Below are 15948 nucleotides of genomic sequence, written 5' to 3' on the forward strand. Positions count from 1 at the left end.
TCGATAAGTCTCGTAGAGTTTATGCTGCTTTTGTTAGTATTTAAACGTGAAGAAAACCGAATAATACTAAATAATAATAAAGCTATTTATTACACATTAAACAAGAAGTTCATCACATCGCCATCTTGCACGATATAATCTTTACCTTCCGCACGCATTTTACCGGCTTCTTTCGCACCTTGTTCACCACCATAAGTGATAAAGTCATTATATGAGATGGTTTGGGCGCGGATAAAACCTTTTTCAAAGTCAGTATGGATCTTACCTGCAGCTTGTGGGGCAGTTGCACCTACAGGGATTGTCCAAGCACGGACTTCTTTTACACCAGCGGTAAAGTAAGTTTGTAAATCGAGTAACGCATAACCTGCACGGATAACACGGTTTAAGCCCGGCTCTTCGATGCCTAAATCTTGCATAAACTCTTCGCGCTCTTCATCGTCTAGCTCTGCAATATCTGCTTCGATAGCAGCACAAACAGGAACAACAACAGAGCCTTCGGCTTCAGCGATTTTACGTACCGTATCAAGATAAGGATTATTTTCGAAACCATCTTCATTGACGTTGGCAATATACATGGTTGGTTTCAGGGTTAAAAAGCTTAAATAACGGATAATCGCTTTTTCTTCATCACTTAAATCTAATGCACGCAACATACCGGCTTTTTCTAAGTGCGGTAAACATTTCTCTAAAACTTCCATCTCTGCTTTAGCAACTTTATCACCACCTTTGGCTTTTTTCTGATTACGATGCATTGCTCGTTCACAGGTATCTAAATCAGAAAGCGCTAATTCGGTATTAATTGTTTCAATATCTTCAGCAGGATCGACTTTACCCGCCACATGCACAATATTGTCATTTTCAAAACAACGCACGACATGGCCGATAGCTTCAGTTTCGCGGATATTGGTAAGGAATTGGTTACCTAAGCCTTCACCTTTAGATGCGCCTTTAACCAAACCTGCAATATCAACAAACTCCATTGTTGTGGGTAACACTCGTTGTGGTTTTACAATTTCTGCTAACTTATCTAAGCGAGGATCAGGCATGGGTACAACACCTGTATTTGGCTCAATAGTACAGAATGGGAAGTTGGCTGCCTCAATACCTGCCTTAGTTAAGGCATTAAACAGTGTAGATTTCCCTACGTTAGGCAGACCGACGATACCACATTTAAATCCCATAAACGTTCACCTTGTCACATAAAAAACAACAGGAAAGGGGGAGCTCCTGTTGTGTGCTGTTAAAAAAATTGGCGCTATTATAGAACAAATCCCTGTTTGATTAAATCATCAGGGATTAATTGCGCAAAAGAAAAGGGCATGGCATTGCCCAGTTAACTTATTTGATACACCAATAGCTTTATTGATAGGGGTTAAGCTTTAAAGCTATGTAAACGATTAATGGCTTTTTCGTAACCATCACGCATCAGAATATCTGTACAAGCAAGGGCTTCATCAATTGCATCATCAATAAGTTTTTGCTCACTTGTTGGTGGTTTACCTAACACAAAACCGACCACTTTGTTTTTATCACCGGGATGACCAATCCCAATACGTAATCGATAAAAATTGGGGTTATTGCTAAATTTACTCTGAATATCTTTTAGTCCGTTATGGCCACCATTACCGCCACCCAATTTCATTTTTACCACACCCGGTGGTAAATCCAGTTCATCATGTGCAACCAATATTTCATCGGGTTGAATACGATAAAAATTTGCCATCGCTAATACCGCTTTACCACTTAAATTCATAAAAGTGGTAGGGACTAATAAACGAACATCATTACCATTTAAATTAATACGAGCGGTATAGCCGAAGAATTTGCTCTCTTCTTTTAGAGATTGTTGATGACGTTGAGCCAATAAATCAACATACCAAGCACCCGCATTATGGCGAGTCTGGGCATAATCAGCACCGGGGTTGGCTAACCCGACGATAAGTTTAATTTTACTCACAATTGCCTTTCACTGTTATCGTCTTAAAAGAAAGCATCTAGTTTACCTTTCTCTGTCAAGAAGCACAAAATAGATTGTCATGATTATTTTGTTGAAATCTTTCTTGGAGAGAATACTTATTATTTATAGGGCAAAAAGAGCGAAACAGGCGTATTAGCACCGATAAATGATTTACAAAAGCAATAAAACACATTTTTTGCAAAGAATTGTCAATAATTTTCAGAGCATGTGATCACTGCGACAATACCTTTTTAGTCTTTATGGCTATAATAACTACAATGAATAAAAGGTTATTCGATGTATTTTGGTGTTGAATCGTCTGACGACGCGCTTGGAGGTGCAACATGAAATATAAACATGCTTTTGCCGTTGGCAATTTATTGATGGCTATCGGTATGGTGCTTATGCTCGGTAGTCTTGGTTATAATCTTCTTAGCCATATTTTTCCATTAGGGCTACCTGATATTTTATCTGATGCTTCGCTAATGGGGATCTTTATTGGTGCACTTGTTTGGTTAGCAGGGGCTCGTATTGGTGGTAGAGAAACCGTTGCAGAAAGATATTGGTGGTTGCGTAATCATGACGAACGTTATCGTCGCCATGATAATCATCGTTATCCATAACTGTGTGAGCATCAATAAAATATAGATAAAATCATAATTCATAATAAAGTAAGAATAGATAATAAGTAACTCATTGTCGTTAATATGCAGATAATACATATCTAAAGACCCGCTGATAAAGTGATCGCGGGTTTTTTATTGTCTAAATATTTTATCTTAAAAAGATAACAAAAAACCCGCTATAACATAGGCTATAGCGGGTTTAATTATCTCAAAGTACGATATTAAATCGACAAATTAATGTTCGAACATCGCAGAAATTGACTCTTCATTACTGATACGACGAATGGCTTCAGCCAACATACCAGACAAGGTCAATGAGCGGACTTTATTTAATGCTTTGATTTCTGCTGACAATGGAATTGTATCGCAGACAACCACTTCATCAATAACAGAGCTTCTGATGTTCTCAACAGCATTACCAGAGAAAATAGGGTGAGTCGCGTAAGCAAATACACGTTTAGCACCACGTTCTTTCAGCGCTTCTGCTGCTTTACATAATGTACCACCTGTATCGATCATATCGTCAACAAGGATACAGTCGCGATTAGCAACGTCACCGATAATATGCATAACTTGAGAAACGTTAGCACGAGGGCGACGTTTATCAATAATTGCCATATCAGTATCATTCAGAAGTTTAGCGATAGCTCGAGCGCGAACAACACCGCCAATATCTGGAGAAACAACAATAGGGTTGTCCAATTCTTTTTGAAGCATATCTTCTAAAAGGATCGGGCTGCCGAAGACATTGTCAACCGGTACATCAAAGAACCCTTGGATTTGTTCTGCATGTAAGTCGCAGGTTAAAACACGGTCTACGCCTACACTAGATAAGAAATCCGCAACAACTTTAGCCGTGATAGGAACACGGGCTGAACGAACACGGCGATCCTGACGGGCATAGCCGAAGTAAGGAATAACAGCAGTGATACGACCAGCGGAAGCTCGACGTAATGCATCAACCATGACCACTAATTCCATTAAGTTATCATTAGTTGGTGCGCAGGTTGATTGAATGATAAAAACATCACCACCACGTACGTTTTCGTTGATTTGCACACTGACTTCACCGTCGCTAAAACGACCTACAGCAGCGTCTCCTAAGCTAGTATAGAGTCGATTGGCAACACGTTGAGCCAGTTCCGGGGTTGCGTTACCAGCAAAAAGCTTCATATCGGGCACGAGAAAAACCTCAGGCTTGCGTCCAGAGAGAGATATTGTTGACCTGTAAAGAACGTGTTTATCAACATAGGGTTTGTAAACATCATAGTTACGGGTGCAATAACACAGGTATCCTTGAGCGGAATAAATGCACAGGGGAAATGTTAACGCCTTGCGCTACAAATCCGTGCACCCACTCAGGGGCGTTAATTAACACTTCACTAGCGGCCTCTTGCGATTCAAACTCACCGAATACACAAGCACCTGTCCCAGTTAAGCGTGACGGTGCATATTCTAACAGCCACGAAAGCAGATATTCAACCTCACGAAAACGTTTTCTTGCGATCATTTCACAGTCATTTGCAAACGGAGCCTGTAATAATGCGCCCAGAGAGCGAATAGGCGAATTACGTTTTAATTCTGGATCTGTGAAGATTGTCGGGGTTGGGATAGAAATTCCGGGGTGAGCAACTAAATACCAACACTCTTTGGGTGATGCCGGGGTTAATATTTCACCAACACCTTCAGCAAAAGCGGCATGCCCTTTAACAAATACCGGCACATCTGCGCCTAACGTCACGCCGAGTGTGGCTAATGTTTCATCGCTTAGGCCTGCTTGCCAATGGTAATTAAGGGCTATCAGTGTTGTCGCAGCATTGGAAGAGCCTCCCCCTAAACCTCCTCCCATGGGCAGTTTTTTATCAATACTAATATCTGCCCCTTGATAGCGTAGGGGAATATGGTGCTGATGGCAGTATTGACGTAATAATTTGGCTGCTTTAATAATCAGATTATCTTCATCTGCAACCCCTTCAACGGGGGTTAAGATGGTTAACTGCGTATCATTACGGGGCGTAAAAGTTAGCGTATCGCCATAATCTAAAAATTGAAATAAGGTTTGTAGATTATGGTAACCATCGGGGCGTTTCCCGATAATGTAGAGAAAAAGATTTAATTTGGCAGGAGAGGGCCAACTTAGTGTCATTGCTGTATATCCCAGTTATCCATTTTTAATTTTATCGTGCGTTCACCTTGTTTTAATTCAAGGCGCTGTGGCAAGTTCGGTGTTATTGCGGTATCATAGGATTGGTAGGTTACCACCCAATCACCTTCTGGGGTTGGCCATGTAACTGATTTTAAAAGATGATTTGCATCGAGTTCAAAATCCGTGGCATCACCCGGTAAACCAATTAACCAAGCGCGTAAATTTTTTAAAGGGATCACCATACCGGTGAGCTGATAAATCATTTCAGTTGGATTGTCACTATAATACTTTTTACCACCATTATCAGTCACTTCAATCACACCAGGCATCACATTTAAGTCTAGCTCTGTCGTCCCCAATGGATTGGTTAAAAGTAAGCGATAGCGATCGGTATCTTTATCTTGCCAATAGAAACGTGCGTAAGTTTTATAGGTGCCTTCAATGTAAGCGAAGGCGCCACGTGTCTCATATTGTGAAATCTTATTTAATGCTTGTTGACGCGATTGCCATTGAACATCGTTATCTGACGCTGAACCTTGTGTTTGTATATTATTTAAATTACATGCACTTAGTAGCAGCGCAGCTAGCGGAAGGAGACGCAAAAGTGATTTGGTTGGAAAAATGCGTGAGCGCATAGCTGAGATATTCCTTACATTCGTTCTTTGTTGCAAAAAAGCGTATCATAAACGCGAAGATATAACGATATTTCGTTAAATAGTCGATTGAATTTGCCTATCATACAAGTAAGCACTTTTATTGAAAGAGTTCATCAAGTAGAATGGCGGCAATGAAGAGTCCATACTAAATGCGCTGTTTTAGGTTTATACTAAGTCAAGTCGCGAGTCGGTATTTATTCATAACTCAATTATAAGATATGACGTTATTAGCATTAGGTATTAATCACAAAACAGCCCCCGTAGCGTTACGTGAGAAAGTCTCTTTTTCTCCTGATACCATGGGTGACGCCTTAAATAACTTGTTACAGCAACCTGCTGTAAGAGGTGGTGTAGTGCTGTCTACTTGTAACCGTACTGAGCTTTATCTGAGTCTAGAAGATAAAGAAAATAGCCATGAACAACTGATCAGTTGGTTATGTCAGTATCACCAAATTGAGCCTCATGAGCTTAAAAATAGTGTTTATTGGCATCAAGATAATCAAGCAGTGAGCCACCTGATGCGCGTTGCTAGTGGTTTAGATTCTTTGGTATTAGGTGAACCGCAAATTTTAGGGCAAGTCAAAAAAGCGTTTGCCGATTCTCAAAATTATCACTCGCTCTCTTCAGAGCTGGAACGTCTGTTTCAGAAATCCTTTTCAGTTGCGAAAAGAGTGAGAACAGAGACCCAAATTGGTGCTAATGCTGTTTCTGTCGCTTTTGCTGCCTGTACTTTAGCGCGCCAAATCTTTGAGTCATTATCATCATTGACTATCTTATTGGTCGGTGCGGGTGAAACGATTGAATTAGTGGCGCGTCACTTACGTGAACATCAAGTCAAAAAAATCATTATTGCTAATCGCACCAAAGAGCGAGCGCAACGTTTAGCGAATGAAGTTGACGCTGAGGTTATCACTTTATCTGATATTGATGAGTCACTTTCTCAAGCGGATATTGTGATCAGTTCAACAGCAAGTCCGTTGCCTATTATTGGCAAAGGCATGGTAGAAAGGGCGTTAAAGAAACGTCGTAATCAACCAATGCTACTCGTTGATATTGCTGTGCCTCGTGATATTGAACAAGATATTGAAAAACTGAGTAACGTTTATCTTTATAGTGTTGATGATTTAGAAGCTATCATTCAGCATAACCGTGAACAGCGCCAAGCCGCAGCCATTGAAGCTGAACATATCGTGCAACAAGAGAGTGGCCAATTTATGGATTGGTTACGTGCTCAAGGTGCTGTCGGGGCGATTAGAGAATATCGCGATAGTGCAGAAATGTTACGTGCAGAAATGGCAGAAAAAGCGATTGCATTGATACAAAATGGCGCTGATGCAGAAAAAGTGATCCAACAGCTTTCTCATCAGTTGATGAATCGCCTTATTCATACACCAACCAAATCTCTTCAACAGGCTGCCAGTGATGGTGATATTGAACGCCTGAATCTCTTACGTGAAAGTTTGGGTATTACCCATAATTAACTTTATCTAACAGGATCTTAATCTACGAATGAAGCCTTCTATTGTCGCTAAGTTGGAAGCTCTACAAGAGCGTTATGAAGAAATTCAAGCACTTCTAGCAGAAGCTGATGTTATTGCCTCTCAGGAGCGTTTTCGTGCGCTTTCAAAAGAGTATGCTCAATTAACGGATGTCACATCTTGTTATCGTCAATGGCGAAAAGTGCAAGATGATATGGAAGCGGCAGAAATGATGCTTGATGATCCTGAAATGAAAGAGATGGCTCAAGAAGAGCTAAAAGAAGCACAAAGCGTCAATGAGGAGCTAGAACAGCAACTTCAAGTACTGTTATTACCTAAAGATCCTGATGATGAGTTCAACTGTTTCCTTGAAATTCGTGCCGGAACGGGTGGTGATGAAGCCGCACTTTTCGCCGGTGACCTGTTCCGTATGTATAGCCGTTATGCCGAAGCACGTCGTTGGCGTATTGAAGTGATGAATGCAAACGAAGGCGAACATGGCGGTTATAAAGAGATCATTGCCAAAGTGATTGGTGATGGCGCTTATGGGGTACTGAAATTTGAATCAGGCGGGCATCGTGTACAACGCGTGCCTGAAACAGAATCTCAAGGACGCATTCATACTTCTGCTTGTACAGTTGCGGTATTGCCTGAAGTGCCAGAAGCTGAATTACCTGAAATTAGCCCAAGTGATTTACGTATTGATACTTTTCGCTCATCAGGGGCGGGTGGTCAGCACGTAAATACCACGGATTCGGCCATCCGTATTACGCATATCCCGACAGGCATTGTGGTAGAGTGTCAGGATGAGCGTTCTCAACATAAAAACAAAGCGAAAGCAATGTCAGTATTAGGTGCGCGTATTCGTGCTGCCGAAGTACAAAAACGTCAAGAAGCCGAAGCATCTGAACGCCGTAACTTATTAGGTTCAGGAGATCGTTCTGATCGTATTAGAACTTATAATTTCCCACAAGGTCGCGTGACGGATCATCGCATAAACCTTACGCTTTACCGGTTAGATGAGGTGATGGAAGGTAAACTAGATGCACTTATTCAACCTATTGTCACTGAATATCAAGCCGATCAGCTATCCGCTTTATCTGAGCAAGATTAATGAATTATAAACAATGGCTGCATCAAGCAGCCTTGCAATTAATTGATAGTGACAGCCCAAAGCGGGACGCAGAAATTCTATTAGGGCACGTAACAAAACGTGCTCGTACTTATTTGATTGCTTTTAGTGAAACTGTACTTTTAGAAGATGAACTAGTGCAATTGTCATCCCTCCTTGCTCGACGTATAAAGGGCGAGCCTATCGCTTATTTAGTAGGAGAGAGAGAATTTTGGTCACTACCTTTAAAAGTCTCTCCTGCAACACTTATCCCTCGGCCTGATACCGAATGTCTAGTTGAAAAAGCATTAGAGAAACTCTCTGCACAAGCAAGTCGAATTTTAGATTTAGGTACGGGGACAGGGGCTATTGCCTTAGCGATAGCTTCGGAACGTTCTGACTGTCGTGTCCTTGGTGTTGATTTTCAACCAGAAGCGGTAGCATTAGCGACAGAAAATGCACAACATTTGGCACTTAGCAACGTAGAATTTATGGAAAGTTGCTGGTTTAGTTCACTCTCTGGCTATCAATTTGATATGATAATCAGCAATCCTCCTTATATTGATGAAGAAGATGAACATCTTTCTCAAGGAGACGTTCGCTTTGAGCCATTAACCGCATTGGTCGCGGCAGATCATGGTTTTGCTGATATTGAGCTTATTATTACAAATGCCCGTCAGTTTTTAGCTAATAACGGTTGGGTATTAATAGAGCATGGTTGGCAACAAGGTGAAAGAGTACGTAATATTTTTATTGATAAGGGTTACTGCTGCGTGGAAACTTTCCGTGATTACGGCGGTAATGAGCGAGTGACAGTAGGTCGTTGGAATGATGATAGAAACCATAGCTGATTACGAATTTAACAAAGCCCCTTTGGTTAAGGGTATGATCCTTATCTCTCAGGCAATTCGCCCAGATTTTCCAGTCACTTCAGTTGGCTATCAATTGGCACAGCTGGTGGAGCAAGCAGAAGCGGAAATTCCCCACCAAGCCAGTATACAAGAGAGAATTGATGCACTGCTGAAGCTATTTTATAAACAATGGCATTTCAGTGGTGCAAGTGGCAAATATTGTCTTTCTGATACGTTATGGTTAGATAAAGTATTGGCCACTCATATTGGTTCACCTGTGTCATTAGGTTCCATTTTAATTTATATCGCACAGGCAATAAATTTACCGTTAGCGCCAGTTATTTTTCCTACACAGTTAATTATCAGAATAGATATTCCGAATGAAAAACCACTTTTCTTAAATCCCATTAATGGTGAATATCTTTCTCGTCATACTTTAGACGTTTGGCTAAAAGGTAATGTAGGCAGTACATCTGAGCTATCAGCATCCGATCTAGAAGAGTCAGAACACAGTTCTATTATTCGCAAGTTATTAGATACACTCAAAGTCTCTTTAATGGAAGAAAAGAAGATGGAGCAGGCACTTAAGACCAGTGAAACGGTGTTATTGTTTGATCCAGAAGATCCCTATGAAATACGTGATCGTGGGCTGATTTATGCTCAATTAGAGTGTAATCATGTGGCATTGTCTGACCTTAACTACTTTGTTGAACAGTGTCCGGAAGATCCCATTTCAGAGATGATTAAAATTCAAATTCATTCAATAGAACAGCATCCTGTTGTTTTACATTAAAATTTAATCCCGTACTGGGTATATAACGGTACATGGCAAAATAAGATAGGAATAGATATGCAACATAAAGTGGTGAGTATTGGTGATATCAAGGTAGCAAATAATTTACCCTTTGTGCTCTTTGGTGGCATGAATGTATTGGAATCGCGCGATTTAGCCATGCGTATTTGTGAGCATTACGTCACGGTTACTCAAAAATTAGATATTCCTTATGTATTTAAGGCCTCTTTTGATAAAGCAAACCGCTCATCTATCCACTCTTATCGTGGACCGGGTCTTGATGAAGGAATGAAAATTTTCCAAGAGCTAAAAGAGACTTTTGGGGTAAAAATTATCACGGATGTTCATGAACCTTCACAAGCTCAGCCTGTATCTGAAGTCGTTGATGTTATTCAGCTACCGGCATTCTTAGCGCGTCAAACCGATTTGGTTGAGGCAATGGCTAAAACGGGTGCTGTAATTAACGTGAAAAAGCCACAGTTTGTTAGCCCTGGTCAAATGGGAAATATCGTCGAGAAATTTAAAGAAGGCGGTAACGACCAAGTGATTTTATGTGACCGTGGTAGTAATTTTGGTTACGATAATTTAGTGGTCGATATGCTAGGTTTTCATGTCATGATGCAAGCCTCAGAAGGGGCTCCAGTGATTTTTGATGTTACCCACTCACTACAATGCCGTGATCCATTCGGTGCGGCTTCTGGTGGTCGTCGTGGACAAGTCGCTGAGTTAGCTCGTGCAGGTATGGCAGTGGGTCTGGCAGGGTTATTTCTTGAAGCTCATCCCGATCCTGATCATGCCCGCTGTGATGGCCCATCAGCTTTACCATTAGCTAAATTAGAACCTTTCTTAGCTCAAATTAAAGCGATTGACTCTCTGGTAAAAAGCTTCCCTGAGTTAGATACCAGTAAATAAACTTGTTATGCAACTACACACTGTAGTGAATATGTTCGGCGCTGATCTCCAGCGCCGTTATCATGAAAAAATCCACAAAATAACCCTTCATGGTGGTTTTAGTTGTCCTAATCGAGATGGCACATTAGGACGAGGAGGGTGTACATTTTGCAATGTCTCTTCTTTTGCTGATGAGCAAACGCAATATCACTCTATTGAAGAGCAAATCGCCTACCAAGCTAAGCATATTACCCGTGCTCGCCGTTATTTAGCTTATTTTCAAGCCTATACTAGTACCTATGCAGAAGTAGAACATCTACGAAAAATGTATGAAAGTGCATTATTACAAGCCAATATGGTTGGATTATGTGTGGGAACACGCCCTGATTGTGTGCCCGTCAGTGTGTTAGATCTACTGCAAGGCTATTGCGAACAAGGTTATGAAGTATGGTTAGAGTTAGGATTACAAACTGCACATAATAAGACATTAAAGCATATTAATCGTGGTCATGATTTTCAATGTTATCAAGCAACCACAAAAGAAGCGCGTCGCCGAGGTTTAAAGGTGTGTACGCATCTTATTATCGGTTTACCTCGTGAAGATCATCAGTTAAATATGCAAACCTTAGAGCAGGTAGTAGAAACCGGTGTTGATGGACTAAAATTACACCCTTTACACATAGTTGAGGGGAGTACGATAGCCAAAGCATGGAAAGCAGGGCGTATTAGTGCATTAACACAACAACAATATGTTTATACTGCTGGTGAAATAATCCGTCATACTCCTGCAGAAGTTATTTATCATCGTGTTTGTGCCAGTGCCAGAAAACCTACTTTATTAGCCCCTGAATGGTGTGAAAATCACTGGTTGGGTATGAATGCACTCTATCAATACTTATTAGAGAAAGGCGTACAAGGTAGTGGGATAAATAAGCCTTTTGTGGCTAATTGTAAATAATTATCCACTCAACATAAAATCACTTGTAACTTTTTTAATCATACTGTACGCTTTGAAGCTGTACAAAGGAGGTTGCTATGGCTCAAGCACTAGTAGAAAACAGTGAACGAGTGTCAATTCGTATCACTACAGAAGATAAATCACTGCTGGTTCGTGCTGCTAGTTTGGAAAATACAAACTTAACAGAGTTTGTACTTCGTAATATTGTACCTGTAGCTCGGCAAGTTATTGAAAATAATGAGCGTTTAAAATTATCAGAAAAAGACACATTACGTGTTATGGAACTTTTAGATAATCCACCAAAGCCTAATGCTAAACTACTTGCAGCGGCTTTTGCTCTACCGGACAATGCATGACAATACCAAATTGGCACGAAGAAGCGATCAGTAAAAAACATAATAGAAATGGATTTAATTGTGGCGATGCAGTACTAAACCAATTTCTGTATCGCCATGCAAGACAAAATCATGAGAATGGTAGTGCGAAAACATATTTAGCTATCAATAATAGTAATAATATTATATTAGGTTATTACAGCTTATGTCCTGCTTCTATTGAGTTCGAAAGAACGCCCGAATTGATCAAACATGGCTTAGCGCGTCATGATATCCCTGTTTTTAAACTTGCACGACTAGCTACGGATCTATCCGTTCAAGGAAAAGGTTTGGGTGGGCAATTATTGCTTGCAGCAGGAAGGCGTTGTCTTTCCGTTGCTAGTGAATTGGGAGGCGTTGCTTTACTTATAGATGCTAAAAATGAACGAGTCGCTAATTGGTATATTAGCTACGGGGCAATACCATTATTAGATACCCCTCTTTCTTTATTAATTTCCTTTAAAACCATTTATACTGCACTTTCAATGGCAAATAAAATATAAATAATAACTTAATAATTAAGCCCTTAATTAAATAGTGTAAATTAAGGGCTTAAAGATTTTTATAATTAATAATTAAAAAACTACTGAATTAATTCCATATCATCCAGCGCTTTTTGTAGCGAAGGATAAAAATTAAGTGTGCCATCAATTGGCGTTACTCGTGCTCTTGCTAATGTCTTTAATGGCTGGAAGGGAATATCACAAACAATAATATGAGTATCATGTTGCACATCCGCCACAAAGTGTTGAAAAGCATGTAATCCCCCAGCATCTAATACAGGTACTGCATCCCACTGCATAATAAGAGTTTTATATCCTTTACTACGTTCACGTAATTCATTAAAAATACGCTCGGCGGCAGCAAAGAATAGCGGACCATTAACACGCACAACTAATAATTGTTTATCATCATCAGTATAAGTTGATTCTGTTATTTTCGTCATATTAGCAATACGACGCATAAATAATAAAGAGGCTAATACAATGCCGATAGTGATCGCAATAACCATATCAAACAGCACAGTAAGCGATAAACATAATACTAAAACGATAATATCGTCTTTTGGTGCATGACGAATAAGATCGATAACTTTACGAGCTTCACTCATATTCCATGCAACAATTAATAACAATGCAGACATTGCTGCTAATGGTAAATAAGAGAGAAAAGGCGCTAAGACCAGTAAAGTTACTAAAACTAATAAAGAGTGCACAATCGCAGATACAGGGGATGTTGCACCGGCACGTACGTTTGCCGCTGAGCGGGCAATAGCCGCAGTTGCGGTGATCCCACCAAAGAAAGGCGCTACAATATTACCAATACCTTGACCGACTAACTCACCATTAGAGTGATGTTTTTTCCCCGTCATACCATCAAGCACTACAGCACAGAGGAGTGATTCAATCGCACCTAACATTGCCATTGAAAAAGCGGCGGGTAATAACGCACTGACCGTGCTCCAATTTAATGCAATAGACTCACCACTACTGGGTAAATTCCACGGTAGCACAAATTGTGGCAGGATCGGCGGAATACCTTGTCCTGTTGAACCATCAGGCAATAGATAGCTAAATTGTGAACCAATGGTGGCAACATCATGGCCAAATAAGTTAACTATCCCCATAACAGCCGTACCGGCAATTAATGCTGGTAAATGGCCGGGAAGACGTAAATTCAATTTAGGCCAATAAATTAATACTAAGAGAGTGGTTGCACCTATTAATGTATCTCCAAGATGGATTGTCGGTAGAGCGGCACCAAGAGCAATCACTTTATCAATATAGGTTTCTGGGACATGCGACATTTCTAAGCCAAAGAAATCTTTGATCTGCATGGTGGCGATAGTGATGGCAATCCCCGAAGTAAATCCTAATGTGACAGAAACGGGAATATATTCAATGAGCTTACCAAAACGAGCTAATCCCATAACCACTAAAATAATCCCAGACATCAAAGTGGCAATTAATAGCCCACTTAAACCAAATTGTTGTGAAACAGGATAAAGTATCACCACAAAGGCGGCAGTAGGCCCTGAAACACTGTAGCGAGAGCCACCTGTTACAGCGATAATAATACCGGCAATAGCTGCGGTATAAAGACCGTATTGCGGGGGAACACCGCTACCAATAGCCAATGCCATTGCTAGTGGTATTGCGATAATGCCGACGGTGATCCCTGCAATAATATCTTTTAATAAACGGGCAAAAGAGTAAGGCTCTTTTACACATGCATCAATAAATGCACTAAAGGGGCGAACCCGGTTAACTTTATGCGTTTTCATTTAGGCTTAAACCAAAATAAGAAGTCAAATGCCGAATAAAGGCGATAAAAAAGAGTAGAAAGGATATCGCTTTTATTTGCTAATAATAATGTGATATATCAAATTATTAAACACTATCTTAATACTTAGCGAAAATTAAAGCAATTAATTGAAAAACTTAAGCAAAAGAGATAACGTTATGTAACGTATTGTATTTATTCTGTTACTTTCATGAAAAAGAAGTTTGACGTTATTCTATAAATTATATAAAGCGTTTTATTTTAGAATAATTGTCATTAAAAATAGTAATGCATAAAAATAGCTAAAAAGTATTTTATAAAATAAAGGAAAAAACAATTCTATAAATAAAGCTAATTAGTGTATATGAAAAAGAGCATTTTTATTAAATAGACTAATTAAGTATCTAGAATAGGTTAATAGCAACGTATATAAAAACAATTACAATAAATTTATTATTACAATTTTAGTACTGGTAGCAAGCAGAACGTTGTCGCTGTATAGATGCTGTATAGATTAAGGACAGCAAGACAAAAAAAAACGCCTAGTTTTTTTAACTAGGCGCTTTCTTAGAATATGGCGGTGAGAGAGGGATTCGAACCCTCGATACGTTGCCGTATACACACTTTCCAGGCGTGCTCCTTCAGCCTCTCGGACATCTCACCGTATTGTGGTTAAACATGGCATTCATGCTCAACGGGGCGCTACTATAGGGAAAAGAGTGATAAGCGTCAACAGCTAAATGCGTTTTTTCCTTAACTTTTGTGCCAACCAGTCAAATAAAAAACAATATGAACAAGGCTTAAGCAAATAATGTGATCTCTTTTGAGATGTAACATCCATTTTTTAGCTAAATTTCGTTAGCTGGTTAACATTATCAACATTTTTCTTAACAACTTTTTCAAACAGACTTGAAATAAAAGCATAACCCTCGCACCCTATGGTAAAAATGCTGGAGGAAGGCAAAAATGAATATTATTTTTTATCATCCTTTTTTTGATGCAAATACATGGATAAGTGGAATGAAAGCACGACTTCCTGACGCGCATATTCGTGTTTGGGAGCATGGTGATGATAAGCCTGCTGATTATGCAATGGTCTGGCTTCCTCCCTATGAAATGTTAGCAAGCCGTAACCAATTAAAAGGTATTTTTGCACTAGGTGCGGGTGTTGATGCCATTTTAAAGCAAGAGCAACAAAAACCAGGCACATTACCCGCTGGGGTTCCGGTAATGCGCTTAGAAGACACGGGTATGGGTTTGCAAATGCAAGAGTATGCCATTGCTAAAGTGATGTATTATTTTCGCCGTATGGATGATTATAAACGTCAACAATCACAACGCTTATGGAAACAACTCCCCGCACATACTTATGATAATTTTGTTATTGGTGTTTTGGGTGCTGGTGCATTAGGCGCAAGTGTAGCGACTAAGCTTGCTGAACTTGGTTTTAACGTGCGTTGCTGGAGTCGTAGTAAAAAGCAAATTAATCAGGTAGAGAGTTTTTATGGTAACGATCAACTGAGCGATTTTGTTAAAGAGTGTCAGTTGTTAATCAATCTATTACCTTATACACCACAAACTCATGGTATTTTAAATTTCTCGCTTTTTGAACAGCTTAAACCTTCTTCTTATTTAATTAATTTGGCAAGGGGAGCACATCTTGTTGATCAAGATCTGCTAGAAGCTATCGATCAAGGTTATATTGCTGATGCCTCTTTAGATGTATTTAGCCAAGAGCCATTACCGGGTATGCATCCGTTTTGGACTCATCCTCGTATCTCTATTACACCGCATATTGCTGCTTTTACTATTCCAGATATTGCA

Annotated in this window: 16 protein-coding genes and 1 tRNA gene; 10 read left to right on the forward strand and 7 right to left on the reverse strand. The window is 39.9% G+C overall.

Features of this window, described 5'->3' with window-relative positions; all coding sequences use genetic code 11:
- Positions 1-89: 89 nt before the first annotated feature.
- Together ychF and pth are read right to left on the reverse strand one after the other, a co-directional pair.
- Entirely contained in the window at positions 90-1181 is a 1092-nt protein-coding gene (gene ychF / locus AACU98_RS13295) for a redox-regulated ATPase YchF (protein ID WP_004242658.1), read from the reverse strand.
- Positions 1182-1372: 191 nt separating this feature from the next.
- Positions 1373-1957: an aminoacyl-tRNA hydrolase gene (gene pth, locus AACU98_RS13300; protein ID WP_004242660.1), complete on the reverse strand. Its 585-nt coding sequence runs from the start codon at positions 1955-1957 to the stop codon at positions 1373-1375.
- Positions 1958-2301: 344 nt separating this feature from the next.
- Between pth and ychH the strand changes: the two genes are divergently transcribed.
- Positions 2302-2580 carry a stress-induced protein YchH gene (gene ychH, locus AACU98_RS13305; RefSeq protein WP_004242663.1) on the forward strand — a complete coding sequence of 93 codons (279 nt, stop codon included), beginning with the start codon at positions 2302-2304 and terminating at the stop codon, positions 2578-2580.
- Positions 2581-2817: 237 nt separating this feature from the next.
- Here ychH and prs read toward each other — a convergent pair whose 3' ends face one another.
- The 3 genes from prs to lolB form a co-directional block, all read right to left on the reverse strand.
- Positions 2818-3765, reverse strand: coding sequence for a ribose-phosphate diphosphokinase (gene prs, locus AACU98_RS13310; protein ID WP_004242665.1), 948 nt, complete (start codon positions 3763-3765; stop codon positions 2818-2820).
- A gap of 88 nt (positions 3766-3853) precedes the next feature.
- Positions 3854-4729: a 4-(cytidine 5'-diphospho)-2-C-methyl-D-erythritol kinase gene (gene ispE / locus AACU98_RS13315; RefSeq protein ID WP_049201005.1), complete on the reverse strand. Its 876-nt coding sequence runs from the start codon at positions 4727-4729 to the stop codon at positions 3854-3856.
- The gene (gene lolB, locus AACU98_RS13320) at positions 4726-5364 is read right to left on the reverse strand and encodes a lipoprotein insertase outer membrane protein LolB (protein ID WP_004242669.1); all 639 of its coding nucleotides are present in this window, start codon (positions 5362-5364) and stop codon (positions 4726-4728) included. Before lolB ends, ispE begins: the two co-directional genes overlap by 4 nt.
- Before the next feature lie 239 nt (positions 5365-5603).
- Here lolB and hemA point away from each other — a divergent pair, with 239 nt between their 5' ends.
- The 8 genes from hemA to AACU98_RS13360 all read left to right on the forward strand — a co-directional run bounded on the left by hemA (position 5604) and on the right by AACU98_RS13360 (position 12344).
- Complete coding sequence (hemA, locus tag AACU98_RS13325) at positions 5604-6866, forward strand: glutamyl-tRNA reductase (protein WP_004242677.1); 1263 nt, start codon at positions 5604-5606, stop codon at positions 6864-6866.
- Between the two features lie 28 nt (positions 6867-6894).
- On the forward strand, positions 6895-7977 hold the full coding sequence (gene prfA / locus AACU98_RS13330; protein ID WP_004242680.1) for a peptide chain release factor 1: 1083 nt from the start codon (positions 6895-6897) through the stop codon (positions 7975-7977).
- Positions 7977-8825 (forward strand): peptide chain release factor N(5)-glutamine methyltransferase, encoded by an 849-nt coding sequence (gene prmC, locus AACU98_RS13335; protein WP_004247962.1) that lies wholly within the window; start codon positions 7977-7979, stop codon positions 8823-8825. Before prfA ends, prmC begins: the two co-directional genes overlap by 1 nt.
- Positions 8803-9618, forward strand: coding sequence for an invasion regulator SirB1 (gene sirB1, locus AACU98_RS13340; RefSeq protein ID WP_017827238.1), 816 nt, complete (start codon positions 8803-8805; stop codon positions 9616-9618). Before prmC ends, sirB1 begins: the two co-directional genes overlap by 23 nt.
- Before the next feature lie 57 nt (positions 9619-9675).
- On the forward strand, positions 9676-10530 hold the full coding sequence (kdsA, locus tag AACU98_RS13345; RefSeq protein WP_004242689.1) for a 3-deoxy-8-phosphooctulonate synthase: 855 nt from the start codon (positions 9676-9678) through the stop codon (positions 10528-10530).
- Between the two features lie 7 nt (positions 10531-10537).
- Positions 10538-11467 carry a TIGR01212 family radical SAM protein gene (locus tag AACU98_RS13350; protein WP_004242691.1) on the forward strand — a complete coding sequence of 310 codons (930 nt, stop codon included), beginning with the start codon at positions 10538-10540 and terminating at the stop codon, positions 11465-11467.
- A 77-nt stretch (positions 11468-11544) separates the two neighbouring features.
- Positions 11545-11823, forward strand: coding sequence for a type II toxin-antitoxin system TacA family antitoxin (locus AACU98_RS13355; protein WP_004247964.1), 279 nt, complete (start codon positions 11545-11547; stop codon positions 11821-11823).
- On the forward strand, positions 11820-12344 hold the full coding sequence (locus tag AACU98_RS13360; protein WP_004247966.1) for a hypothetical protein: 525 nt from the start codon (positions 11820-11822) through the stop codon (positions 12342-12344). The genes AACU98_RS13355 and AACU98_RS13360 overlap by 4 nt, the downstream gene beginning before the upstream one ends.
- An 80-nt stretch (positions 12345-12424) precedes the next feature.
- Here AACU98_RS13360 and dauA read toward each other — a convergent pair whose 3' ends face one another.
- Positions 12425-14125 (reverse strand): C4-dicarboxylic acid transporter DauA, encoded by a 1701-nt coding sequence (gene dauA, locus AACU98_RS13365; RefSeq protein ID WP_004242694.1) that lies wholly within the window; start codon positions 14123-14125, stop codon positions 12425-12427.
- Between the two features lie 574 nt (positions 14126-14699).
- Positions 14700-14787 (reverse strand) — tRNA-Ser (locus AACU98_RS13370).
- 303 nt (positions 14788-15090) lie between these two features.
- Here AACU98_RS13370 and AACU98_RS13375 point away from each other — a divergent pair.
- Positions 15091-15948: 2-hydroxyacid dehydrogenase (locus tag AACU98_RS13375; protein ID WP_161734896.1), on the forward strand; the 858-nt coding region annotated here is incomplete at its 3' end.

This window comes from Proteus sp. G4380 (assembly GCF_963885725.1).
GTDB lineage: Bacteria > Pseudomonadota > Gammaproteobacteria > Enterobacterales > Enterobacteriaceae > Proteus > Proteus mirabilis.